Raw genomic sequence first — 22567 nt, forward strand, 5'->3', positions numbered from 1 at the left:
GGGACGCGGTCCGTCACCCGCCGAACGCCTTGACCGCCAGCCAGACCAGGCTGCCCAGGATGACGACGCCACCGCCGGTGTAGCCGACGTACATGGAGGTCCGGAGCCGGCCCGACAGCTGCTCCTCGCTCCTGGTCGAGATGATGAACGGCGAGCCGTCCGGGCTGCGCATGGTGAGCTGCCGGTTCTCCACGCCCGCCGCGCCCAGGACGTACATCGGCTGGCCCGGCGGGACGATCCACTCCTCGTAGCGGTGACCCTTGACGTCGCTGAAGTTGACGCGGATGTTCAGCCCGAACAGGTTGACGTTCTGGCCGGCGGGCTCGAAGCGCTGCACCGACTGATGGGCGCCGTCGACCGAGGCGCCCTCGTGCCGGACGAGGATCTGGCCGGTCGCGTCCTTGACGCCGAACGGAACCGGGCAGGTCTCGTCGTGCACGGTCCTCTCCCGCGTGGTCGTCCGCCGCCGGCCGTCGCGGTACTCGTGGTGTTCGTACCGGACCGAGACCTTCGCGTGGTACCAGACGCACTCCCGGCCGGAGAAGGGCGCCGTGACCGGGCCGTGCGGCCCGGGAGTGGCCGCGCCCTTGACCTCGCAGGTGACCGGCCCCGCGCCCGAGCCGATCTCGGCGCACGTGAGCGTGGGCGTCGCGGCCATCGCGTCGCGCTTGCGCTGCTGGAGGAACCCCCAACCGAGGACGGCGAGGCCGACGATGAAGACGATCAGGGGGGCGATCAATGCATCCTCCGGGGTACGCGGCGACCCGGGGATTATCCCGCCTCCTCCACTCGTGCTGGCCCGGGGGGACGACCCCCCGGAACCCCCCGCTGTGAGGGGCTCCGCCCCCCACAGCCCCCCGCGGGTTGTCGTCGGAGGAGGGGCCATCTTGTTCACGGCGTTGCTGTCCATGACTCGTGTCGAGTTGTGGGAGCAACGCCGTTGTCGTGTCGGAGGCTCGGGCGGCCTACACGAGGACACCGTCACCTTTTCTCGGCCGGGAGCGTCCTGCGGCGATTGCCCGGTCCCGGATTACTAGTCTTCGTCTGTGGCTACTCCCTGGACCCTGACCTTCGATTGCGCAGACCCGCCTCGGATGGCGTCCTTCTGGAAGGTCGCTCTGGGGTACGTCGAGGCTCCTCCACCGGAGGGATTCGACACGTGGGAGCAGTGGCTGACGCATTTCAAGGTGCCGGATGAGGAGTGGGACGACGGTGCGGCGCTGACCGACCCGGACGGCGTCGGTCCGAACATCTCCTTCCTCAAGGTTCCCGAGGCCAAGGTCGCAAAGAATCGGCTGCACATCGACGTCCAGGTCGCCGGCGGACGCCACCAGCCATGGGATCTCCGTGAGCGACGGATCCGAGACACGGTAGAGCGGCTCGTCACCGCGGGCGGCAGCGTGCTCACAGAACATGAGTTCGAGGGACCGCTCGACCACGTGGTGATGGCCGACCCGGAGGGGAACGAGTTCTGCGTGGTCTGAGCCCTCAGTCGCTCGCGAGCTGCGTCAAGCAGTCGTGGGACGGTCGGCGGCGGCTGCGCAGCTTCACCCCCGGCGGGCGGATGGGCTCTGGCATGTACTCCACGTGGTAGCTCGCGCCGAGTTCGTCTTGAAGCTGCGAGACGAGTTGCTGTCCAGCGGCTACGAACCTCTCGACGTCGTGTTCGGAATCGAATCCACCCGCCGCGGGCCAATCCGACAACGTGGCAGCGAAATACGCGTCCCACCGAGCGAGGTCGGAACGAAGGCCGATTCGTCCGGCCCACAATGTCGCCTGCGGCTCGCCTGGCCAGGTTCCATCGCGCGCTGTCGGCGTCGGGAAGATCGATGCCAAGTTCATCGAGAGCAACGCGGAACAGTTCCGCCGAGTCTCGGACGTCGTCCCGCGACTGTCCGGCGAGAACACGAAGAGCAGGACTATCCGCGCACTGGCTACAGGCGTCAGTTGAGCCTGGCCGTCACCAATTTCGAGTAAGCGGTAGTTAGGTCCCCGCATGTCGCTTACGTCCGGACGCGTGACGGCTCGGCGCCCGATCAGGTACAACCTATGTCCCGCAGGTATGGACCTGCTGTAGGCTCAGTCGCCGTCGGCCCTCCGGTCGGCGGGATGCGACGCGGTCGTCGAGAGGGAGCTCCGATGCAGATCTACCTGCTGGTCGACGTCGGCCAGACAGGTACGCGAGTGCGGATCACGCGGCCCTCGGGCGGCAACCTCGACGACGCGGCCGGCGGCGTACGGGCCGCGGAGGATCCGGAGCGTCACCTGGCTCGCGTCGTCACCGACGCCCTCCGCCGGCACGGGTCGCCCGTGGACCAGGTCGCCGCCGGGCTCAGCGGCCTGCAGGGGACGCGCGGTCGTCCACGGGCGCTGCTCGAGGAGTGGTCGGCGTTCGGAACGCGGCGGGTGGTCCTCGCCGACGACTCCGTGACCGCGTACCTCGCCGCCCTCGGCGACCGCCCGGGTGTCGTCGTCTCCGTCGGCACCGGCGTCGTGGCGCTGGCCACCGGCGTGCGCGGCGGCTGGGCGCGCATCGACGGGTGGGGCCCGCTGCTCGGCGACAGCGGCGGGGCGTACTGGATCGGGCGGGCCGGCCTGGAGACCGCGCTGCGCGCGTTCGACGGACGCGGCGCCGCGACGGCCCTGCTGGACGCCGCCGCCGAGGCCTTCGGCGACCCCGCGCTGCTCGCCGGAACGCTGCAGCGCGACCCCGACCGGGTCGCCCGGATCGCCGGGTTCGCCCGGCAGGTGCTCGGGCTCGCCGAACGCGGCGATCCGGACGCCGGGCGGATCACCGTCGACGCCGCCGGTCACCTCGCCGACACGGTCATGACGGCGGCGGCGCGCGTCGGCGACGACGAGACGATCACCGCCTCCTGGTCGGGCTCGGTGCTCGCCGGGAGCCGGGCGCTGCGCGACGCGTTCGCCTCCGCGCTCCCCTCACGCTGCCGCCTCGTCCCGCCGGCCGCGTCGCCGCTCGACGGCGCGCGTCTCCTCATCGACCTCCCGTCCTCGCATCCGCTGACCGCCCTGACCTCGGAGGCGTCCACGTGAAGAGCACCCCCGTCGACGCGGCCCTCCGCGCCATCGAGTCCGGGCTGGTGGTGTCGTGCCAGGCCGCCGCGGGCAACCCGCTGCGCGGGCCGCACCACATGGCCGCCATGGCGCAGGCCGCCGCGGCGGCGGGCGCGACCGGGATACGGGCGGAGGGCGCCGACGACGTCGCCGCCGTGAAGGCGGCCACCGGGCTGCCGGTGATCGGCATCCGCAAGACCGGCGACCCGGGCGTCTTCATCACACCGACGTACGCGGACGCGGAGTCGATCGTCGCCGCCGGTGCCTCGATCGTCGCGACCGACGGCACGGCACGTCCACGGCCGGACGGCGGTGACCTGGCCACCCTCATCGAGCAGGTGCACGACCGCCTCGGCGTACCCGTCATGGCCGACGTCGACAGCGTCGAGGCGGGCCGGTACGCCTACGAGTGCGGGGCGGATCTGCTGGCCTCGACGCTCTCCGGCTACACCGGGCCGGGCGCCGTCCCCGACGCGCCCGACATCGCGCTGGTGGCCGCGCTCGTCGCCGCCACCCCGCTGCCCGTCGTCGCCGAGGGCCGGATCCGCACCCCCGAGGAGGCCCGCGCGGCCTTCGCGGCCGGCGCGTTCGCCGTCGTCGTGGGCACGGCGATCACGAACCCGATGGAGATCACCCGCCGGTTCGTGACCGCGCTCGACCTCCCCGAGGGGGCAACGTGATCAAGCACCTTGAGGTACGGGAACGGCTCCTGGCCCGGATCCGGGACATGCGCCCGGACGACGTCCTTCCCCAGGAACGCGAACTGGCGGAGACGTTCGGGGTCAGCCGCACCACCGTCCGGCAGGCGCTGCAGTCGCTCATCGATGAAGGCCTCATCTACTCGGTGCGCGGCCGGGGCACGTTCGTCTCCCGGGGACGGATCTCGAAGGGGCCGACCCTGACGTCCTTCAGCGACGACATGCGCGCCCGCGACCTCGAGCCGGGCTCACGGCTGCTGACCGCCGAGCGGCGGGACGCCGAACCCGAGCTCGCCCGCACCCTGGAGATCAAGCCCGGGGACCCCGTCTTCCACCTCGAACGGCTGCGGCTCGCCGACGGCTTCCCCATGTGCTTCGAGCGGGTCGACCTCCCGGCCGCGCCGTTCCCCCGGCTGCTGGACCAGGACCTGGAGGGCTCGCTCTACCAGCTGCTCGCCGGGCGCTACCGGACGGTCCTCGCCAACGCCGAACAGCGCTTCTCCGCGACGACGCTGAACCGCCGCCACGCGGACCTGCTGGGCGTGCCCCTCCGCTCCCCCGCCCTCTACGTACGCCGGCGCGGCATCGACGCGCGCGGACGGGTCGTGGAGTTCGCCCGGTCGCTGTACCGGGCCGACCGCTACGACTTCGAGATGACCGTCCACCGCTGACGTGAACTTCGGTCACGCGCACGGCTACCCAAGTCGGTAGTGGACGCCACCTGGCCGGGCCCAGGATCGGTGCATGGCCTGGCGTCCCGTCCTCGTGCTGCTGCTGTCGGCCCCATACCTGGGTGAAGTGCTCTCGACCGCGACCCCTCCACTCGATCTGTTGCTGCCGTGGAACCTCGCGCTGTTCGTCGCGCTGTACGGCTGCGGGGCGCTGCTGTGCCGCGAGCTGGCGCACCGGTGGGGGCTCGGCCTGCCCGGGCTGATCCTGCTCGGCATGGCGTACGGGGTCTACGAGGAGGCGCTGGTCGACCGGTTCTGGTTCGACCCGGCGTACGCGCGGCACAGCGGCGTCGGCGACTACGCCCGAATCTGGCACACGAACCTGTTGCTCGCCACGCATCTCACGGCCTTCCACGCCGCGGTGAGCGTCTGCTCGTCGGTCATCATCGTCACCCGGCTGTTCCCCGGCGACCGCGACCGCGCCTGGGTCCGCCCGCGCGGCCTGCTCGTCGCCGCGGCCGGGATGCCGCTGGTCCTGTTCCTCACCTACGAGAGCTACGTGCGGCCACCGCTCGGTCCGGCGCTCGTGGCGCTCGGGATCGGCGTCCTGTTCGTGGTGGGCGCGTACCTCTCCCGGCACCTGCCGCGCCCGGCCCGCGCTCCGTCACGCCGCCCTCGGCCGCGGCTGCTCGTGGTCACGGCCTTCGCCTGTACCGGCGCGCACTTCGTGCTCGTCTACGCGGTCCCGTCGACGGGCCTGCCGTGGCCGGCCGGAGTCGCCCTGACCCTGGCACCGCTCCTGGCCGGTGTCCTGGCCGTCCGGCGCTGGGCCACCACGGGCCCGTTCGGCCGCGACGGGCTGTGCGTGGTCACCGGGATCCTCGGCTTCTTCGCCGTCCTCGACGCGTTCGTCGGACTCGGCGGGCGCTACGACCTCACCGCCGGCGCCGTGCTCACGGCCGTGGGCCTGGCCTGGCTGCACCGCCGCGCTCGTCCGCGCACCTCACCGCTCGTCTCGTAGCCGACGGCGCCTTCGGCCTGGCCCATGCGGAGGTCAGTACGGGCCGGCCGCCGACCCGGGCGTCCAGGGCCACCGTTCCGTCCGCGTCCGGATCGCCGGCCGCCACCTCCACGACGGTGCCCTCGTCGTCCGGGACCTCGACCGGTGCCGCGAAGCGCGCGCCCAGCTCGGCCACGCTCGCCGGTCCTCCGCACGCGCAGGACGCCGCTCGTGCCACGACCGCGAACAGCAGGCTGCCATGCATGATCACTCCGGGCAGCCCGGAGCGACGCGCCGCCGCGTCCGACCAGTGCACCGGGTGCACGTCCCCGCTGACGCCGCAGTACCTCGCCACGTGGCCGCGGGTGACGTGGTAGCGGGCGCGGTGCCGCAGGTCGTCCCAGACCGGCGCGACGGGCCCGGCCGGTGAGCGTTCCGGCCACCGCTCGCCGGCGCGCAGCAGCACCGTGCTGGACGTGGTCCCCACCAGATGACCGCCGGCATCCGTGAGCTCGACGTCCCACGACAGGAACGTCCGGCCGCCGGCGGACGTGTGGAACCGCTTGTTGATCGCGGTGCTCTCCAGGACGTCTCCCGAGGTGATCGCCCGCACCATCCGGTGCGTCTCGGCGACGTGCGTGATGGCCTGGGGCAGGATGCCCGCGCGGCGCAGTACGGCCTCGCTCAGCGGGTAGGCGACGACGAAGGCGAACCCCGGCGGAGCGAGCAGCCCCGGCAGACAGCCGCCCGTAGAGGCTCCGGCCGTGAAGGGTCCCGCGTCATCGTGAGGTGGGCGTACCGGACTGGATGACGAGGGCGATCTCCTCGGCCGGCTCGGCGAGGCGGGTGATGTCGGACAGCGGATCGTGCCTGGTCAGAACGATGTCGGCGTGCGCCTGCGGAGCGATCACGCCCAGCCGGCCCTCCTGGCCGAGCAGGCGGGCGGCGACCGTCGTCGCCGAGCGCAGGATCGCACCGGAGGTCTGCACCTGGGCGCGTACGCGGAACTCCTCGGACTGGCGTGTCCGCAGCGGGCCCAGCAGGTCGGTGCCGAACGCGATCGGCGCGCCGGCCCGGTCGGCGAGTTCGAGGGCGTGCAGGCCGCCGTCGAGCACCTCCAGGGTCTTCGCGCGGCTCTCGGGCGACAGGCCGTGCGCCGCGCCGTCCTCGGCGAGGGCGGTGTAGGTGATCAGGGTGGGCACGTAGAAGGCGTCGTGCTCGGCGAAGAGCGCCGGCACGGACTCGTCGATCAGGTTGCCGTGCTCGATGGTGCGGACGCCGAGCCGCAGCGCGCGCTCGACCGCCGCGGAGGTGTAGGCGTGCGCGGCGCAGTAGACGCCCGCCGCGGCCGCCTCCTCGACGGCGGCGGCGATCTCCTCTTCGGAGAACTGGAGCGACCCGATCCGGTCGGTGGGGCTGGAGCATCCGCCGGACAGCATCAGCTTGATGTGGGCGGCGCCCCGGCGGATCTCGTCGCGCACCGCCCGCCGTACCTCCGTCACCCCGTCGCAGACCCGGCCCAGGCCGGGCGTCCAGTAGTGGGTGTCGTGCACGTTCTGCCCGGCCGGACGCAGGTCGCCGTGGCCGCCCGTCTGCGAGAGCGCCTTTCCGCCGGCGAACAGCCGGGGACCCGGCAGCACTCCCTCGGCCACCGCGCGGACGAGGCCGTGGTCCGCGCCGGCCATGTCGCGTACGGTCGTGAATCCGCGCCCGAGCATCGCCCGCAGCTCGACGGCCGCGCGGGCGGTGACGTACGACGGCGGCTCCATGGTGAGCGCGTACTCGTCGACGGTGTGCGCGATGACGTGCACGTGACAGTCGATCAGGCCCGGCAGTGCGTACAGCCCGGCCGCGTCCACCTCGGCGGAGGAGACCGGACCGCCGGGGTCCGGGCCGACCTCGACGACGATCCCGTCCTCGACGCGGATGCGCGTGTTCTCCCGGACGTTCTCGGCATCGGGATCGACGAGTGAGGCACGCCGGATCGTCAGCGATCCGCGGTGGGGCATCGTGGGTTCTCCTCGGTGGACGTCGGGTCGGGCGTCGGCACGACGATCATCTCGGGTCTGCCGCGGGGCCGTCACGGGACCATCCAGGACAGCGGGCCGTACGCCATCAGGTACACCAGGACGGTGAACCCGGCGAGGCAGCCGGCGCTCCACGGGAAGGTGCGCCGGAAGAGGGTCCCCTCCCGGCCCGCCATTCCCACGACCGCCGCGACCATGGCGAGGTTCTGCGTGCTGACCAGCTTGCCCAGCACGCCCGCCTCGCTGTTGGTCGCCGCGAGCAGCACCGGGCTCACCCCGATCCGGCCCGCCGCCGCCACCTGCACGGCGCCGAAGAGCGCGTTCGCCGACGTGTCGGAGCCGGTCGCGGCCACGCCGAGCCAGCCGAGCGCCGGCGACAGCAGGACGAACGCGCCGCCCGCGCCGGCCAGCCAGGCGCCGATGGCGACCGCCTGGCCCGAGTAGTTCATCAGGTACGCCAGGCCGAGCACCAGGACCACGGTGACCGCGGCACGGCGGGTCCGCGCCGCCGCCGCGCCGTACTCGCGCAGCGCGGTGCGCACCGGCAGCCGCAGCACCGGCAGCGAGAGGAGGCCGGTCACGAGCAGCACCGTGCCGGTGGCGCTCAGCCAGTCGAACCGGAAGACGTGCAGGCCCGGCGGCGTGCCGTTGACGCCGGAGACCGGCACGCCCGGCCAGGAGAACCGCACTCCCAGGCCGGTCGCGAACCGCGCCGCCGGACCGTGGACCGAGACCGCCGCGAGGAGCACGACCAGCACCAGGTACGGGACGAACGCCCGCACTCTCGTCGCGAGCGGGTGCCGCGTGGGCGCCTCGACGGCGCGTGCGCCGGGGCCCGGCCCGGAGCCGGGAGGCGTCGCGGGCTCGGCGGGCGACCACCGCCACAGCAGGACGGCGGCCGCCAGGGTGGCCAGCAGCGCGCCGATCAGGTCCGACAGCGGGAAGGCGATGAAGTTGGACGTCACGACCTGCCCGGTCGCGAAGCCGAGCCCGGCCACCAGCCCGACCGGCCACAGCTCCCGCAGCCCGCGCCGTCCGTCCAGTACGAGCAGGATGACGAACGGCATGAAGACCGCCACGATCGCGGCCTGGCGGCCGACCATGCGGCCCAGTTCCGCCGCCGGCAGGTTCGCCGCCCGGCTGAGGGCGACGATCGGGTTTCCCATCGACCCGAACGCGGTCCCCGCCGCGTCGGCGAACATGGCGACGGTCGCCGCGCGGATCGGCGTGAGCCCCAGCGCCAGGAGGATCGCCGCGATCACCACGACGGGCGCGCCGAACCCGGCGAGGGCCTCCAGGACGGAGCCGAAGCAGAACGCCAGCACGAGCGCCTGGACCCGGTGGTCCGGTGACACGCCGGCGAACGTGTCCCGTACCACCGAGAGCAGTCCCGAAGCGGCGAGCAGCCGGTTCACCCACAGTGCGTTGACCATGATCCACACGATCGGGAAGACGCCGAACGCGGCACCCTGCGCCGTGCCGCTCACCGCCGTCACCACCGGCAGGCGGAACGCGAGCACGGCGACCGCCAGGGCGGCGAGCAGGCTCCCGGCCGCCGCCAGGTCGGACCGCACGCGGAACCCGCCGAGCAGCACGAGCAGCACGGCCAGCGGGAGGGCCGCCACCACGGCCGAGAGGGCGGGCGAGCCACCGATCGGAGGCGGGATCCGGTGGTCCATGGCGCTCTTTCCGTCGGCCGGCGCTCGGTCAGGGGACGACGACGACCTTCAGCGGCTCGCCGGCGCGCTCCCGCAGGACCCGGAACGCCTCGCCGATGTCCTCCAGCGCGAAGCGATGGGTGATGAGCTCCCCGCACCGGAGCATTCCCGCCGCGGCCAGCGCGACGCCGCGCCGGACGTTGCCGCCGCCCTCGCCGCGCGCGGTGTACAGGGTGACGTCCTTGCGGATCACCCCGCTCAGGTCGAGCCGTACGGCCTCCGGGTAGAAGGCGAGGAACAAGATCTTGCCGCCGCGCCTGACCGCCCGCCCGCACTGGTCCGGCGCGTCCAGCCCCCCGGACGCCTCGATGACCAGGTCGGCGCCCTGGCCGCCGGTGAGGTCGAGCACCGCGCGGACCGGGTCGGTCTCGGTGGCGTCCACGGTGTGGTCGGCCCCCAGGTCGCGGCCGAGCCGCAGCCGGGACTCCCGGGTGCCGACCAGGATCACCCGGGCCGCGCCCATGCGTTTGCACAGCTGGACGGTCATCAGCCCGACCGCGCCGGGCCCGAACACCACGACGTCCTGACCGGCGACGTAGCCCCCCGCGGTCTCCAGGCCGTACAGGCCGGTGCCGGCCGTGGTGAGGAGCACGGCGTCATCCGCGCCGACGCGGTCCGGCAGGCGGTAGAGCGCGCCGACGTGGTGGAGCGCGTACTGCGCGAAGCCGCCGTTCACCGTCATGCCGCTGGCCCGATGCCCCTTGCCGGGATCGCCGTAGTTGAGGCACGCGGTGTACTTGCCGGCCAGGCAGCTGGCGCATCGTCCGCAGCCGTGGTGCGCCTCGATGCACACCCGGTCGCCGGGCGCGAGCTCGTCCACCGTGGAACCGGTGGCCACCACGGTGCCGGTCCACTCGTGGCCCGGAACGTAGTCGCCGTACGGCGGGGTCTGCGGGAACCGCCCGTCGAGGATCTTCAGGTCGGTGCCGCAGATGCCGCACATCGCCACCAGTACGAGGACCTCCTCCGCCCGCGGCTCGGGGACCGGACGGTCGACGACCCGCAGGTCGCCCGCGCCGTACAGGACGGCCGCCCGCATCGTGGCGGGGATCGGGCCGGGTCGGGTCATCGAGAGGCCTTCGGGCTCAGGTGAGGGCGAGGTAGGCGGCGGAGGCCAGGCCCGCGACGGTGCAGTAGACGGCGAACGGGATGAGGGTGCGGGTCTCGAAGTAGCGGACGAGGAACCGCACGGCGACGTAGGCGCCGATGCCGGAGACGATGCTGCCGGCCAGCACCTGCCCGTGGATCCCGGCGCCGAGCGGCCCGGTCAGGTCGGGGATCTTCAACATGCCGGCGGCGAGGATGACGGGCGTGGCCAGCAGGAAGGAGAAGCGCGCGGCGTCCTCGTGGGACAGGCCGCGGGCCAGGCCGGCGACCATGGTCGCGCCCGAGCGGCTGATGCCGGGCAGCAGGGCGAGGATCTCGGCCGCGCCGATCAGGACGCTCTCGCCCCAGCCGAGCCCGGCGAGCCGCCGGTCGGAGACGACATCGGGGGGAAGACGCTCGTCGGGGGCGCCCATGGTGGCGGTGTCGACGCGCTTGGCGGCGCGGCGGCGCAGCAGCTCGCCGCCGTACAGGACCACGCCGTTGACGGCCAGGAACAGCGAGGACGGCAGGGGCTTGCCGAGCACGGTGCGGAAGGTGTGCTCCAGCAGCAGGCCGGCGACGCCGACCGGGACGGTGGCGACGATCAGCAGCCAGGCCAGCCTCTGGTCCGGCGTCTCGATGCGCCGGTCCCGGATCGAGGTGAGGAGCCCGCCGACGATCCGCACCCAGTCGCGCCAGAAGAAGACGAGCAGGGCGAGGGCCGTGGCGACGTGCAGGCCGACGATGAACGCCAGGTACGGCGACTCGGGCGCCGAGACGTTCAGGTCGCGGGCCCACCGGCCGCCGATCAGCGCCGGGATGATGACGCTGTGGCCGAGGCTGGAGACCGGGAACAGCTCGGTCACGCCCTGGAAGAGGCCGACCACGATCGCCTCGGGATAGGTCAGGGACATCGGCGGCCTTCCACGCTCGGGCTGTCGGGGCCACGCGGGCGCGCCGCCCGCACGGTGCCCACAAGCTACTACAGGTGAGTAGAAGTTGAACCGGCCGGGTCGCCTCCGTACGCCGCGGCGGCCCCGTGTCCGGCGGCTCGCCCGGTTCGACACAAGTCGTACCCATCCGTTCCTTCACGCCAGGTGAACGCGTGTTATGGCATCGACAGAAGTCCGCCAACGGACGGCAAACGCTCTTCTACTCGACGGCCCGTACGCGGTAGACCCGGAACGAGCCGTCGCCCGCGTGGGGGCGGCGCCACCCGGGGGTCAGGAGGACTGCGGTGGGTCTGCTGGGCTGGCCGCTGCTCGTCGCGACGATCGTGCTGGCGCTGGGGTGTCCGGTGGCGTGCGCCGTCCTGTGGGGCCGCGTCCGCGGCCCGGCCGCGTGGCCGGCGCGGCTGTCGCTGATCCTGGCCTGCCAGGTCACCGCCATCATCGCGGTCGGCGTCGTCCTCAACGATCACTACGAGTTCTTCGCGTCCTGGGGCGACCTGGCCGGCGACGACGGCGCGAACGCCCCGATCGAGCAGCCGGCGCACGCCGGCGGGCCGCCTTCGGTGCCCCACGACTTCCATCCGGCCGCCGACCACACGCTGGAGGCCACGTTCGCCGGGGCCAGGTCCGGCATCCGCAGCAGGGTGTGGGTGTGGCTGCCGCCGCAGTACCGGCTCGAACCGCGGCGGCGCTTCCCCGTGGTGGAGCTGTTCACCGGCTTCCCGGGCACGCCCACCGCCTGGTTCCACGCGATGCGGGGCCCGGAGCAGCTGACCCGGGACGTCGAGAAGCGCACCGCGCAGCCGTACATCCTGGTCGCGCCGACCATCACCGTGTGGCCGGGCCACGACACCGAGTGCGTCGACGTCCCACGCGGCCCGAAGGTCGCGACCTGGCTGACCGAAGACGTCCGCAGCGTCATCACGGCGGACTTCCGCACCCTGCCGGGTCGTGACGCCTGGGGCACGATGGGGTACTCCACGGGCGGCTACTGCGCGGCCAAGCTGCCGGTTCAGTATCCGCGGCTGTTCCGCGCCGGGGTCAGCCTCGCCGGATACTTCACCCCGTCCACGCCGGGCCTGACGCGGCTGCCGGGCGAGAACCTGCCCGTGGTGGTCCGCCGGCGGCGGCCCCGCGTCGACCTGCTCCTGGCCACCAGCCGCCAGGACCCCGGCACCACCACCGCCATCGACGGCATGGTCAAGGCGACCCGGCCACCGACGCTCGTCGCCACGTACGTGGTGCCGCGCGGCGGACACAACACGGGCGTGTGGAGCACCATGCTGCCGCGATGCTTCCAGTGGCTCACCACCGAACTGACCCACCCGAACTGAGACGGCCGCGTCCGCCGGGTCAGCGTGAGGGGTCCGGCGCGGTGGCGAGCCGGCGGGCGGTGGCGATGACCGTCTCGCGGCGGCGGTCCAGGGCGGCCTGTTCGGTCTCCTCGCCCAGGACGGCGCGGCACGTCCTGGGCACCGCGAAGTTCCAGGCGATCAGTCCAATGATGGTGAACAGCAGGTCCTGGGCGGCGCGGACGCGGGCGTCCTCGGGGAGGTGCCGGGCCACGCCTGCGTCCACGAGCCGGTCGACCTTCTCGCGGAAGCCGTAGAGGCGCTCCCGTTCGCTGTCGTCCGCGTCGTCGCGCACCTCCAGCGCCTCCCACAGCAGCAGCCTGATCAGCTCCGGGTGTTCCCGGTACCAGTCGAACATCTGCCCGACCGACTCGGCCACCGCGTCCGGGTCGATGAACACGGAGACGCGGACCTCTTCCAGCTTCGCCCGCACGATGGCGGCGAACAGCTTCTCCTTGCTCCCGTAGTACAGGTAGATGGCCTGCTTGTTGGCCCGGGCGGCGGTCGCGATCCGGTCGACCCTGGCCCCGGCCAGGCCGTGCTCGGCGAACTCGGCGGCGGCGGCCTCGAAGATCCGCCGCCTGGTGTCCTCCGCGTCATAGGCCATGCACGAATTAAACCATCCGGTTGACTCCTCTCCTCTCACACGGCAGTATCGAGGCAGCTTCTAAAACAACCAGATGGTTTATTCCCGAAGGGTTCTTACATGAGCGCTCCCATTCCCGTTCGTTCGCCGCTGACGAGTGCCCTGTCCGGTACGACCGCCGTCCTCATCGGCGGAAGCTCGGGCATCGGCCTGGCGGCGGGCGTCCTGCTGCGTTCGGTCGGCGCCCGCGTCGTGCTGGTCGGCCGCGACCCCGGCCGACTGAAGGCCGCCGTCTCCCGGGTACGAAGCGCGGGCCCGGCCGAGGATCCCGACGACGCCGTGCTGGGCGTCTCCGGCAACGGCGGAGACGAGCGGACCCTCGCCGAGGCCTTCGACGGGGCGGGTCACGTCGACCACGTCTTCGTCACCGCGGGCGGCCTCAGCGGCACCGGCCCGGTGACCGGGCTGTCGGCCGACGACGTCCGCGCGACCTTCGACGCCCTCCTCGGGACGACCTTCGCCATCGCCCGTACGGCGGCGACCCGGCTTCCCGCGGGAGGCTCGATCACGTTCAGCTCGGGGATCCTCGTGCTCCGCCCCGCTCCGGGCATGACCGTCCCGCTGTCGGCCGCCGGCGCCGTGGAGACGCTCACCAAAGCCCTGGCCGTGGAGCTCGCCCCCGCGCGGCTGCGCGTGAACACCGTCCGCTACGGCCGGACCGACACTCCGCTCCTGCGCTCGCTGCCGGGGCTGGACTCCGACGACGCGGTCACCGAGGCCGGATCGACCACTCCCCTCGGCCGCTTCGGCACCGCGGAGGAGGCCGCCGCCTCCGCCCTGTTCCTCATGGCCAACAACTACGTCACCGGCCAGGTCATCACCGTCGACGGCGGCGAGAGCCTCACCTGAGCCGCGCCGGGGCGGGCGCTACCGCAGGTACTGCTCGATCACCGGTGCGACGAGGGCGACGATCTCGTCCGGGGACGCGTCGGCGAGCGTCTCGATCTTCACGACGTGCCGGAGCATGGCGACGCCGATGAGCTGGGCGGCCACCAGCGACGCGCGCATGCGCGCGTCGGCACGGGTCGAGACGCCGCCGATGATGGTGAGGAGTTCCTCGGTGACGAACTCCCGGAGCATGGCGGCCGCCCGCTCGTTCGACACCGCCGAGCGGACCAGGGCGAGCATGGCGTTCCGGCTGTCGTCGCCGTCGGCCAGCCGGAGGAAGAGACCGGCGATGGTCCGCGCCGCCTCGGGCAGCGTCATCTCCGGCAGCCCGGCGAACAGCTCCGACGGCCGGAACGGCAGCCCCATCGCGGCGGTGAACAGGCCCTCCTTGCTCCCGAAGTAGTGGATCAGCAACGCGGGGTCCACCCCGGCCTCGTCCGCGACCCGCCGGAGCGAGGTCGCCTCATACCCCGACGTGCCGAAGCAGCGCCGGGCGGCGGTCATGATCGCCTCACGCGTGTGCGGAGCCCCCGGCCTGCGCCCCGTGCGGGTCATGAGCCGCCCTCCCGTCTCCCAGGATCGCCATGAACGCCTCCTCCAGGCCGGCGGGCCGGACCCGTACGGTGACGTCCATGCCGGCATGCTCCAGCAGGCCGGTCACCGTGTCGCGTTCGCCCGGCGGCACCGGCACCCGCAACACGGAGCCGTGGGCCTGGACGGCGAAGCCGTGGTCGTCGAGCGCCTGGTAGGCGCGCATCCAGTCGGCGCAGCGCACCTCCAGGACCGTACGGTCGCCGATCACCTCCGCGACGGCGCCCTCGGCCTCGACCCGGCCGGCGACCATCACGTACAGCCGGTCGCACTGCTCGGCCTCCTCCATGTTGTGCGTCGTCACCAGGACGCCCGCCCCCTGCTCGGCGGCCTGCCGGATCTCCTGCCACAGCCGGGCCGCGCCGAGCGGGCCCACGCCGGAGGTCGGCTCGTCCAGGACGAACAGCTTCGGCTCGTGCGACAGGGCGACCGCGAACGCGACGCGCCGCGCCACGCCGAGGGACAGCCCGCCGACGAGATCATCCTCCCAGGGCCGGAGGTCGGCCGGCACGCGGGTGCCGGCGCGGCCGAAGGCGGCGGCGGCGAAGCTCCAGTTCTCCCGGACCGTCAGGTCGGAGTACAGGCCCAGCGTCTGCGGGACATAGCCCACCGAACGCCGCGTCTCCAGCGACGGCTGGGCCCCGAACAGCCGCGCCCGCCCGGCGCTCGGCCGCAGCAGGCCGAGCAGGACCCGGATCAGCGTGGTCTTGCCGGCGCCGTTCGCGCCGAGCAGGCCGACCACCTCCCCCGGGCCGACGGTCATGTTCACCGCGCGCACCGCGATGAACGAGCCGAACCGGACCGAGACCTCCTGCGCCTGAGCGAGCATCGGTCACTCCTCCTTCGCACCGGCGGACCGGCCGCCGGTGCCACGCTCGGCGGCGAGGGCGGCCACGATCGCGGCGTCGTGGAGATCGGGCCGTACCGCCTCCGTTCCCTCCGGAAGGTCGCCCGACGGCGACCACACACGCCAGCCGGCGCCGCGGCGCCACCATTCACCGCCCGGGGACACACCGTCGCGGGCGCGGCGGCGGCCGACCGCGCCGGGCACGCCCGCGGCGATGTCGGCGGCGGAACCATCGGCCAGCACCCGCCCGTCGTCCAGCAGGACGGCGCGGGTGCCGCGCTCGGCCTCGTTGACGTAGGTCGTGGCGACGACCACCGCGGTGCCGCCGGCGGCCGCGCCGGACACGAGCCGCCACAGCTCCATGCGGCTCACCGGGTCGACGCCCGTGGTGGGCTCGTCGAGGACCAGCAGGTCGGGGCCGTGGATGAGCGCCAGCCCGACGGACAGCTTCCGTTGCATCCCGCCGGACAGCCGCCCGCCCAGCCGGTCACGGGCACCCGCCAGGCCGATCCGGTCGAGCATCGCGCCGACGTCGGCGCCCGGGACCCCGTACGACGACACGGCGAAGGCGAGGTTCTCCGCTACGGTCAGGTCGGGGTAGAGCCCGCCAGTGGCCGGGACGTACCCGATCCTCGTCTTGGGCGGGCGGCTCACGCGCCCCTCGTCGGGCCGCACCAGCCCGACGAGGCTCCGCAGGCAGGTCGACTTGCCCGCGCCGTCGCCGCCGACCACGACCGTCACGGCCGAGGGCTCCGCCGGCACGGTCACGTCCGCGAGCGCGACCCGCGAGCCGAACCGGACGGTCACCCCGTCCAGTCCCCACCTCATGAACCCTCCTTCGTCGGAGGAGTGAGCTCGGCCCGCGTGTCTCTGGTTCGCTCGCTTCGCTCGCTCACGCGGTCACCGACTCGCGTACGGCCGGCTCCTCGTCTCCGTCGCCGCCGCCCGGAGCCAGGTCGCGGCGGAAGCGGAGCACGGCGAGGCCGAGCACCGCGACGCCCAGGAGGGCCAGCAGTACGAGGGGCTGCCACAGTCCGGTGATCGAGGTGCCCTTCAGCATGACGGCGCGGCTGAGCCGGACGAAGTAGGTGAGCGGCAGGACGTAGGAGATCCACCGGACGCCCGCCGCCATGGACGACAGCGGGAAGATCAGGCCGGACAGCAGGATCTGGGGCAGCAGGGTCATCAGCGCGAGCTGGATGGCCTGCCCCTGGTTCTGCGAGACGGTCGAGATGAGGACGCCCATGCCGAGGGTGACGAGGAGGAACAGCATCGCGCCGAGCGCGAAGACCCCGACGTTGCCGGCGAAGGGCACTCCGAACAGCAGCCTCCCGATGACCACGATCGCGGTGAGGTCGGCCGCCGCCACGAGGAAGTACGGGATGATCTTCCCGATGATGACGTCCCACGGGCGCAGGGGCATGACCGCGAGCTGTTCGAGCGTGCCGGCCTGACGCTCGCGCACGACACCGAGACTCGTGATCACCGTACCGACGAACGCCAGGATGAGGCCGGCCAGGCCCGGCACCATGATCCATGAGGTCTTGAGCCTCGGGTTGTACAGGATCGTGACGTGCGCGGACGCGCCGAGGGCTCCGGTGCGCGCGAGGGCGCTCTGCGCGGCCTGCGCCGAGAACAGCTGAGTGCCGTCCAGCAGAACCGACAGGCCTGTTCCCGGCCGGGTCACCAGCGCGACGACGGCCCGGCCGTGCGCGATGTCGGACCGGGCCGCGGACTCATCGGCGCCGGCGTCCACGCGCGTCACGTCGAACGGCGGCCGGAGGGAGGCGGCGGCACGCGAGGCGCCGGGACCGACCACGACCGTCGGGATCTCGTGGACGTTGAAGCTGGCGGCGTAGCCGAAGACGACCAGCAGCAGCACGGGAAGAACGATCATCATCGCCAGCGTGCGCCGGTCACGCCGCAGCTGGCGAAACTCCTTGGTCACCATGGCCCACACAGCGGGACCTCCCGAATTCGGCGATCATGCCATTCAACAGACATTGAATTCTACAGCCGTTGAATTTCTTCGTCAACCCCGAAAAAGGACACCCTCGGCAAGGGAAAGTCGTAAGGTGACAGCATCCCCGACTACATTTCATCCGCACGGAAGGAGTGGACCCGTGCACAATTCTTCGCGATTAGCGGATCCCGGCATCATCCCCGACCCCTATCCCGTCTACGCTGAGCTGGCCGAACGCGAGCCGGTCCACTGGTGTGACGGCCTCAACGCCTGGGCCGTCCTGAGGTACGCCGACTGCGCCGGCGCGCTGACGGACTCACGGCTCACGGCGGAGCGCATGGAAGAAGTCCTGCGCGTGAAATTCGACGGCCGCTCGGTGCCGCCCGGCAACATCTATCACCGGTTCACCAAGAACGTGATGATGTACACCGATCCGCCGCTGCACGACTCACTGCGAAGATCCACCCATCCGGCTTTCAGCCGCGCGGCGCACGACCATTACGGCGAGGTCATCCGACGCGTCACGGCCGATCTGGTCGCCACCGTTCCGCGCCGTGCCACGGAGATCGACGCCGTGTCAGAACTGGCCCTGCGGCTGCCCGTCCGCACCTCGGTCCACGCCTTCGGCGTGCCCGAGGAGGACCTGGACTTCGTCGTCCCCCGGGTGAACGCGCTCATGACCTACTGGTCCGGCCCGCGAGACCAGCCGATGGAGTTCGACCGCCTGCTCGAACACCTCACGGAGCTGCACACCTACGCGCGAGAGCTCATCCGGGGCGGCCGGGGCCGGGTTCTTCCGGACACGGTCATCGCGCGTCTCGCGGCCGCTCAGGAGGACGCCGAGGCCACGTTCGAGCAGACGACGCACCAGCTCGTCCTGCTGCTCATCGCGCTGTACGCGCCCACGACGCCCGGCTCGGCCAGCAGCGGCATGCTCTCCTTCGCCCGGAACCAGCCGCAGATCGGGCGTTTCCTGACCGAACGCGCGTGCGCCGACAACGCGGTCAACGAGGTGGTGCGCTACAACGCCTCCAACCAGTTCACCTGGCGCGTCGCCAAGGAGGACCTCGAAATCGGCGGCGTGCGGATCGAGAAGGGACGGTGCGTCGCGCTCTTCCTCGGCGCGGCGAACCGGGACCACCGCGTGTTCCCGCGGCCGGACGCCTTCGACCTCGGCCGGGCGAACAGCGGCAGGAACCTCTCGTTCGGCTCCGGGCCGCACTCCTGCCTCGGCCGGCAGATCGCCGGCCTCCAGCTCAAGTGGTTCTTCACGGCACTGTTCGCCCGGTTCCCGAAGATCCGGCCGGCCGGTGAACCCGAGTGGCACCACAACCTGGAGTTCCGGTCCCTGCGGTTCCTGCCGCTGGGACTCGGCTGACGCCTACGCGGGTTTGCGGCCGACTCCGGCGATCGCCCACACGGACTCCGGGTCGACGCCCGGTCCGGCCCCGTCCGGGCGCCAGGCCGGGATCCGTACGATGCCCGGGTCGGCCAGCTCCAGGCCGTCGAAGTACGGCTCGATCTCGGCCCGGGTGCGCAGGTTGTCGCGGCGTCGCGTGCCCTTGACGATCTCCTCGTCCTGGAACATCGCGGCGAGCCGCCCGGTCACCTCGGGCCGGTCGTCGGAGGTCGGATGCGAGATCACCATCCAGCTGCCCGGGCAGATCGCCTCGCGCAGGCGGGTGACGATGTCCAGGACCACCTCGTCCTCCGGAACGGCCTGGAGCGTCGAGATCAGCAGGATCGCGACGGGCCGCTTCAGGTCGATGAGCCGCACCAGGTCGGGGTGGCCGAGGATCAGGTCGGGATCGCGCACGTCGGCCTGGACCACGCTGGTCCGTACGTTGTCGGCCAGGAGGGCGCGCGCGTGCGTGACCACGACCGGGTCGAAGTCGACGTAGACCACCCGCGCCTCCGGCGTGGCGGCCTGGGCGACCTCGTGCGCGTTGTTCTGCGTGGGCAGGCCGCAGCCGAGGTCGATGAACTGCCGTATCCCCGCCTCGACGAGGAAGCGCACGACCCGGCCGAGGAACCTGCGACTCTCGAGCGCCATCATCGGCAGCCCCGGCGCGAGCGCGATGGCCCGCTCGGCGGCCTCCCGGTCGGCGGCGAAGTTGTCCTTGCCGCCCAGAAGGTAGTCCACCACCCGGGCCTCGTTCGGTGTCCGGGTGTGGAAGCCGGCGAAGTCGCGGCGCTTGGACACCGAACCGTCACCTCCCTTTTCCTGCGGTACGAAGATTAGCGCCCCGGCCCATCCCCTTTTCCCGGATAATCGACGAGGATGCCTCATGACGGAACGGATCGCGCTGGTCACCGGGGCGGGTTCGGGCATCGGCCGCGCCATCGCGCTGGGCCTGGCCGGCACCGGCGCCCACGTTGTCGCGGCCGACCTGGATCTGGCCGGCGCCGAGGCCACCGCCGCCGACGCCAGGGCCGCCGGCCATCCCGGGCCGGTCGCCGCCCGGCGGGTCGACGTCGCCGATCCCGGCGCGGTCGAGGCGCTGCGCGACGTGGTGTGCGGTGAGGTCGGCGCGCCGAACGTGCTCGTCAACGCGGCGGGCTGGGACGTCACCGGCGCGTTCCTCGACGCCGGCCCGGACTTCGCCCGGAAGGTCGTCGACATCAACTACCTCGGACCGGTCTACCTGTGCCGGGCCTTCCTCCCGCCGATGATCGAGGCCGGGGCCGGCGGCAAGGTGGTGAACATCGCCAGCGACGCGGGCCGGGTCGGCAGTTCCGGCGAGAGCATCTACGCCGGAGCCAAGGGCGGGGTCATCGCGCTCACCAAGTCGCTGGCCCGCGAGATGGCCCGGCACCGGATCAACGTCAACTGCGTGTGCCCGGGGCCGACGGACACCCCGCTGTTCAACGCGCTGCCGGAAAAGCTCAGGGAGGCGCTGATCCGGGCGATCCCGTTCCGCCGGCCGGCCCGGCCCGACGAGGTCGCCGCGGCGGTGCTGTTCTTCGCCTCCGACGCGGCCTCTTTCGTCACCGGGCAGGTGCTGAGCGTCAGCGGCGGCCTCACGATGGCCGGCTGACCTCAGAGTTCACGCGGCCTCGGCCAGGTGCGCGCCGAAGAAACGGGACAGCTCTGCGACCGCGGGGCCGACGTACTGCTCCCTGTCGTAGAGGTCGACGTGGCTCGCGCCGTCGATCCAGTGCAGTTCCTTCGGGCCGGGCGCCCGCTGGAACGCCTCCACGCTCATCCAGGAGGTCACCGCCTCCCGGCCGGCGATCAGGAGCAGCGGGCGCGAGCCGAGGAGGCCGAGGGAGCGGAAGGCGTCGAAGGTGACGATGCGGTCGACGCTGGTCCAGGTCAGCGACTTGGCCGAACGCGGGTGCTCGGCGCGAGGCGTGCGGTAGTACTCCCAGCCCTCGAAGACGTGCGGGCCGCCCCGGCGCGCCTCCTCCTCGGTGTCCGGGAAGAGAGGGAACGTCTGGACGCCCTCGCCGCGCGCCTCGGCGGTACGCGCCGCCGCGGCCGCCTCCAGCATGCCCCGGATCACCGCGGGGTCCTGGGCGCCGTCGGCGCCGTCGCGGAACTGGCGGGCGATGTCGACGGCGCTGACGGTGGCGACGGCCCGGACGCGATGGTCGGTCGCGGCGGCGGGGAGGGCGTACCCGCCGGAGGCGCAGATGCCCAGCACGCCGACGAGGCCCGGGTCGACCTCGTCGCGGGTGGTGAGGAAGGAGACCGCGGCCTTGATGTCCTCGACCCGCTGGGCCGGGTCCTCCAGGCCGCGCGGCTCACCGGCGCTCTCGCCCTGGTAGGCGGCGTCGAACGCGAGGGTGACGAATCCTCGCTCGGCGAGGTGCCGCGCGTACAGGCCGGCGGCCTGTTCCTTCACGCCGGTGCCGGGGTGGCCGACGACGATGGCCGGCCGGGGACCGGCGGCCTCGCCGTCCGGGGTGTAGAGGTGGCCGGCGATCTTCAGGCCGGCGCTGAGGAAGGTGACGTCCGTTCGCACGGTGGTGTTCTCCCGTCGGATCGAAACGAGGGCGGGGCCCGCGGGCTCCGGTGGCGGCCTGAGTCCGGCGGCCACGTCTTGAGCCTCGTGCCGCCGGGTACGGGGTGCCAGGGACGGTCCTGCCTATGCGGGCCAGTACCAGGCACGTCGCCGTGAGCGGGGCGGATACTGGAGGCATGACATCCCCCGTGGCCCCCTCCACCGGCAACGAGCTGGGCACGTTCCTGCGCTCGCGCCGCGCCGCCCTCGACCCGCACCGGGCGGGCCTGCCGGACGACGGGCGGCTGCGCCGCGTGCCGGGCCTGCGCCGGGAGGAGCTGGCCCAGCTCGCGCACGTCAGCGTCGACTACATCGTCCGGCTGGAGCAGGGACGCACCCGCCGGGTCTCCCGGCCGGTCCTCGACGCGCTCGCCGGCGCGCTGCGGCTCGCCCCGGACGAACGGGACTACCTGTTCACGGTCGCCGACGTCGCGCCCGCCGCCCCCGCGCGGCGGCCCGGCCGGGCGGAGGTGGCCCCGCGGCTGCGGCAGCTGCTGGACACGATGCCCGACGTCCCGGCGATGGTTTTGAATCGCCGCACGGACGTGCTGGCCTGGAACCGGGGGATCTCCGCCCTGCTGACCGACTTCGGCGCGCTGCGCCCGGCCGAACGCAACCTGATCCGGCTGACCTTCCTGGACGAGGCCTTCCGGTCGCTGTACGCGGACTGGCCGCGCTCCGCCCGCGAATGCGTCGCGGTGCTGCGGATGGAGGCCGGCCGTAACCCCCACGACTCCGCCCTGAGCACACTCGTCGGCGAGCTGAGCGTCCGCGACCCGGACTTTCGCACCTGGTGGGCCGGCCACGAGGTCCGCGGGCCCCGGCAGCTCGCCAAGACCTACCACCATCCGGTGGCGGGCACGCTCACCCTCGACGTCCAGCAGTTCTCCGTCGACACCCACCCCGACCAGCAGCTGGTCGCCTACACCGCGGAGCCCGGCTCCCCTTCGCACGAGGCGCTGGGCTTCCTCCTGCGGTGGTCCGCCCGGATTCCGGACTGACCGGGCCCCGCCACCGTACGGCGGCGGGGCCCGGCCGGGGTCGCGGG

At 72.7% G+C, this 22567-nt stretch carries 23 protein-coding genes; 10 read left to right on the plus strand and 13 right to left on the minus strand.

What is annotated here, in order from left to right:
• Positions 1–13: 13 nt before the first annotated feature.
• The gene (locus ACQEV1_RS37645) at positions 14–739 is read right to left on the minus strand and encodes a GIDE domain-containing protein (protein ID WP_433400816.1); all 726 of its coding nucleotides are present in this window, start codon (positions 737–739) and stop codon (positions 14–16) included.
• Positions 740–1046: 307 nt separating this feature from the next.
• Between ACQEV1_RS37645 and ACQEV1_RS37650 the strand changes: the two genes are divergently transcribed.
• The 5 genes from ACQEV1_RS37650 to ACQEV1_RS37670 all read left to right on the plus strand — a co-directional run bounded on the left by ACQEV1_RS37650 (position 1047) and on the right by ACQEV1_RS37670 (position 5465).
• Positions 1047–1484 carry a VOC family protein gene (locus ACQEV1_RS37650; protein ID WP_433400819.1) on the plus strand — a complete coding sequence of 146 codons (438 nt, stop codon included), beginning with the start codon at positions 1047–1049 and terminating at the stop codon, positions 1482–1484.
• Between the two features lie 655 nt (positions 1485–2139).
• Complete coding sequence (locus ACQEV1_RS37655) at positions 2140–3054, plus strand: N-acetylglucosamine kinase (protein ID WP_433400822.1); 915 nt, start codon at positions 2140–2142, stop codon at positions 3052–3054.
• Positions 3051–3755 carry an N-acetylmannosamine-6-phosphate 2-epimerase gene (locus ACQEV1_RS37660; protein ID WP_433400825.1) on the plus strand — a complete coding sequence of 235 codons (705 nt, stop codon included), beginning with the start codon at positions 3051–3053 and terminating at the stop codon, positions 3753–3755. The genes ACQEV1_RS37655 and ACQEV1_RS37660 overlap by 4 nt, the downstream gene beginning before the upstream one ends.
• Complete coding sequence (locus tag ACQEV1_RS37665) at positions 3752–4444, plus strand: GntR family transcriptional regulator (RefSeq protein WP_433400828.1); 693 nt, start codon at positions 3752–3754, stop codon at positions 4442–4444. The genes ACQEV1_RS37660 and ACQEV1_RS37665 overlap by 4 nt, the downstream gene beginning before the upstream one ends.
• A 73-nt stretch (positions 4445–4517) precedes the next feature.
• Positions 4518–5465: a hypothetical protein gene (locus ACQEV1_RS37670; protein ID WP_433400831.1), complete on the plus strand. Its 948-nt coding sequence runs from the start codon at positions 4518–4520 to the stop codon at positions 5463–5465.
• On the opposite strand, the gene ACQEV1_RS37675 is transcribed toward ACQEV1_RS37670, so the two are convergent.
• The 5 genes from ACQEV1_RS37675 to ACQEV1_RS37695 all read right to left on the minus strand — a co-directional run bounded on the left by ACQEV1_RS37675 (position 5398) and on the right by ACQEV1_RS37695 (position 11189).
• Entirely contained in the window at positions 5398–6060 is a 663-nt protein-coding gene (locus ACQEV1_RS37675; RefSeq protein WP_433400834.1) for a MaoC/PaaZ C-terminal domain-containing protein, read from the minus strand. The two genes, ACQEV1_RS37670 and ACQEV1_RS37675, sit on opposite strands and share 68 nt — an antisense overlap.
• Positions 6061–6223: 163 nt before the next feature.
• Complete coding sequence (locus ACQEV1_RS37680) at positions 6224–7453, minus strand: amidohydrolase family protein (RefSeq protein WP_433400837.1); 1230 nt, start codon at positions 7451–7453, stop codon at positions 6224–6226.
• Positions 7454–7524: 71 nt separating this feature from the next.
• On the minus strand, positions 7525–9150 hold the full coding sequence (locus tag ACQEV1_RS37685) for an L-lactate permease (protein WP_433400840.1): 1626 nt from the start codon (positions 9148–9150) through the stop codon (positions 7525–7527).
• 28 nt (positions 9151–9178) lie between these two features.
• Positions 9179–10258, minus strand: a complete 1080-nt coding sequence (locus ACQEV1_RS37690; protein WP_433400843.1) for a zinc-dependent alcohol dehydrogenase — start codon at positions 10256–10258, stop codon at positions 9179–9181.
• A 16-nt stretch (positions 10259–10274) separates the two neighbouring features.
• Positions 10275–11189: an undecaprenyl-diphosphate phosphatase gene (locus ACQEV1_RS37695; protein ID WP_433400846.1), complete on the minus strand. Its 915-nt coding sequence runs from the start codon at positions 11187–11189 to the stop codon at positions 10275–10277.
• A gap of 323 nt (positions 11190–11512) precedes the next feature.
• Here ACQEV1_RS37695 and ACQEV1_RS37700 point away from each other — a divergent pair, with 323 nt between their 5' ends.
• Positions 11513–12559: an alpha/beta hydrolase gene (locus ACQEV1_RS37700; protein ID WP_433400849.1), complete on the plus strand. Its 1047-nt coding sequence runs from the start codon at positions 11513–11515 to the stop codon at positions 12557–12559.
• A 19-nt stretch (positions 12560–12578) separates the two neighbouring features.
• Here the strand turns inward: ACQEV1_RS37700 and ACQEV1_RS37705 are convergent, their stop codons facing one another.
• Complete coding sequence (locus ACQEV1_RS37705; RefSeq protein ID WP_285636418.1) at positions 12579–13184, minus strand: TetR family transcriptional regulator; 606 nt, start codon at positions 13182–13184, stop codon at positions 12579–12581.
• Between the two features lie 99 nt (positions 13185–13283).
• Here ACQEV1_RS37705 and ACQEV1_RS37710 point away from each other — a divergent pair, with 99 nt between their 5' ends.
• Complete coding sequence (locus tag ACQEV1_RS37710) at positions 13284–14072, plus strand: SDR family NAD(P)-dependent oxidoreductase (protein WP_433400853.1); 789 nt, start codon at positions 13284–13286, stop codon at positions 14070–14072.
• 18 nt (positions 14073–14090) lie between these two features.
• Here the strand turns inward: ACQEV1_RS37710 and ACQEV1_RS37715 are convergent, their stop codons facing one another.
• The 4 genes from ACQEV1_RS37715 to ACQEV1_RS37730 all read right to left on the minus strand — a co-directional run bounded on the left by ACQEV1_RS37715 (position 14091) and on the right by ACQEV1_RS37730 (position 17500).
• Positions 14091–14666 (minus strand): TetR family transcriptional regulator, encoded by a 576-nt coding sequence (locus tag ACQEV1_RS37715; RefSeq protein WP_433400856.1) that lies wholly within the window; start codon positions 14664–14666, stop codon positions 14091–14093.
• On the minus strand, positions 14623–15531 hold the full coding sequence (locus tag ACQEV1_RS37720) for an ABC transporter ATP-binding protein (protein ID WP_433400859.1): 909 nt from the start codon (positions 15529–15531) through the stop codon (positions 14623–14625). Before ACQEV1_RS37720 ends, ACQEV1_RS37715 begins: the two co-directional genes overlap by 44 nt.
• Before the next feature lie 3 nt (positions 15532–15534).
• Entirely contained in the window at positions 15535–16377 is an 843-nt protein-coding gene (locus tag ACQEV1_RS37725; RefSeq protein WP_433400862.1) for an ABC transporter ATP-binding protein, read from the minus strand.
• A gap of 64 nt (positions 16378–16441) precedes the next feature.
• Complete coding sequence (locus tag ACQEV1_RS37730; protein WP_433406049.1) at positions 16442–17500, minus strand: ABC transporter permease; 1059 nt, start codon at positions 17498–17500, stop codon at positions 16442–16444.
• Positions 17501–17672: 172 nt separating this feature from the next.
• On the opposite strand from ACQEV1_RS37730, the gene txtE reads away from it, so the two are divergent.
• The gene (gene txtE / locus ACQEV1_RS37735) at positions 17673–18890 is read left to right on the plus strand and encodes a 4-nitrotryptophan synthase (protein ID WP_433400865.1); all 1218 of its coding nucleotides are present in this window, start codon (positions 17673–17675) and stop codon (positions 18888–18890) included.
• Between the two features lie 3 nt (positions 18891–18893).
• Here txtE and ACQEV1_RS37740 read toward each other — a convergent pair whose 3' ends face one another.
• Positions 18894–19715 carry an SAM-dependent methyltransferase gene (locus ACQEV1_RS37740; protein WP_285636404.1) on the minus strand — a complete coding sequence of 274 codons (822 nt, stop codon included), beginning with the start codon at positions 19713–19715 and terminating at the stop codon, positions 18894–18896.
• Positions 19716–19800: 85 nt separating this feature from the next.
• On the opposite strand from ACQEV1_RS37740, the gene ACQEV1_RS37745 reads away from it, so the two are divergent.
• The gene (locus ACQEV1_RS37745; RefSeq protein WP_433400869.1) at positions 19801–20550 is read left to right on the plus strand and encodes an SDR family NAD(P)-dependent oxidoreductase; all 750 of its coding nucleotides are present in this window, start codon (positions 19801–19803) and stop codon (positions 20548–20550) included.
• 9 nt (positions 20551–20559) lie between these two features.
• Here ACQEV1_RS37745 and ACQEV1_RS37750 read toward each other — a convergent pair whose 3' ends face one another.
• Positions 20560–21480 (minus strand): alpha/beta hydrolase, encoded by a 921-nt coding sequence (locus tag ACQEV1_RS37750; RefSeq protein WP_433400872.1) that lies wholly within the window; start codon positions 21478–21480, stop codon positions 20560–20562.
• A gap of 176 nt (positions 21481–21656) precedes the next feature.
• On the opposite strand from ACQEV1_RS37750, the gene ACQEV1_RS37755 reads away from it, so the two are divergent.
• Entirely contained in the window at positions 21657–22520 is an 864-nt protein-coding gene (locus tag ACQEV1_RS37755; RefSeq protein WP_433400875.1) for a helix-turn-helix transcriptional regulator, read from the plus strand.
• Positions 22521–22567: the final 47 nt, after the last annotated feature.

The organism is Actinoallomurus sp. CA-142502, assembly GCF_050936355.1.
Taxonomy (GTDB): domain Bacteria; phylum Actinomycetota; class Actinomycetes; order Streptosporangiales; family Streptosporangiaceae; genus Actinoallomurus; species Actinoallomurus iriomotensis.

Bases quoted from the DNA above. Each gene is read 5' to 3' on its own strand.
- ACQEV1_RS37720 (WP_433400859.1), bottom strand. From the start codon at position 15,531: ATGCTCGCTCAGGCGCAGGAGGTCTCGGTCCGGTTCGGCTCGTTCATC.
- ACQEV1_RS37670 (WP_433400831.1), top strand. From the start codon at position 4,518: ATGGCCTGGCGTCCCGTCCTCGTGCTGCTGCTGTCGGCCCCATACCTG.
- ACQEV1_RS37695 (WP_433400846.1), bottom strand. From the start codon at position 11,189: ATGTCCCTGACCTATCCCGAGGCGATCGTGGTCGGCCTCTTCCAGGGC.
- ACQEV1_RS37715 (WP_433400856.1), bottom strand. From the start codon at position 14,666: ATGACCCGCACGGGGCGCAGGCCGGGGGCTCCGCACACGCGTGAGGCG.
- ACQEV1_RS37680 (WP_433400837.1), bottom strand. From the start codon at position 7,453: ATGCCCCACCGCGGATCGCTGACGATCCGGCGTGCCTCACTCGTCGAT.
- ACQEV1_RS37755 (WP_433400875.1), top strand. From the start codon at position 21,657: ATGACATCCCCCGTGGCCCCCTCCACCGGCAACGAGCTGGGCACGTTC.
- ACQEV1_RS37655 (WP_433400822.1), top strand. From the start codon at position 2,140: ATGCAGATCTACCTGCTGGTCGACGTCGGCCAGACAGGTACGCGAGTG.
- ACQEV1_RS37705 (WP_285636418.1), bottom strand. From the start codon at position 13,184: ATGGCCTATGACGCGGAGGACACCAGGCGGCGGATCTTCGAGGCCGCC.
- ACQEV1_RS37730 (WP_433406049.1), bottom strand. From the start codon at position 17,500: ATGGTGACCAAGGAGTTTCGCCAGCTGCGGCGTGACCGGCGCACGCTG.
- ACQEV1_RS37690 (WP_433400843.1), bottom strand. From the start codon at position 10,258: ATGACCCGACCCGGCCCGATCCCCGCCACGATGCGGGCGGCCGTCCTG.
- ACQEV1_RS37710 (WP_433400853.1), top strand. From the start codon at position 13,284: ATGAGCGCTCCCATTCCCGTTCGTTCGCCGCTGACGAGTGCCCTGTCC.
- ACQEV1_RS37675 (WP_433400834.1), bottom strand. From the start codon at position 6,060: ATGGTGCGGGCGATCACCTCGGGAGACGTCCTGGAGAGCACCGCGATC.
- ACQEV1_RS37685 (WP_433400840.1), bottom strand. From the start codon at position 9,150: ATGGACCACCGGATCCCGCCTCCGATCGGTGGCTCGCCCGCCCTCTCG.
- ACQEV1_RS37725 (WP_433400862.1), bottom strand. From the start codon at position 16,377: ATGAGGTGGGGACTGGACGGGGTGACCGTCCGGTTCGGCTCGCGGGTC.
- ACQEV1_RS37745 (WP_433400869.1), top strand. From the start codon at position 19,801: ATGACGGAACGGATCGCGCTGGTCACCGGGGCGGGTTCGGGCATCGGC.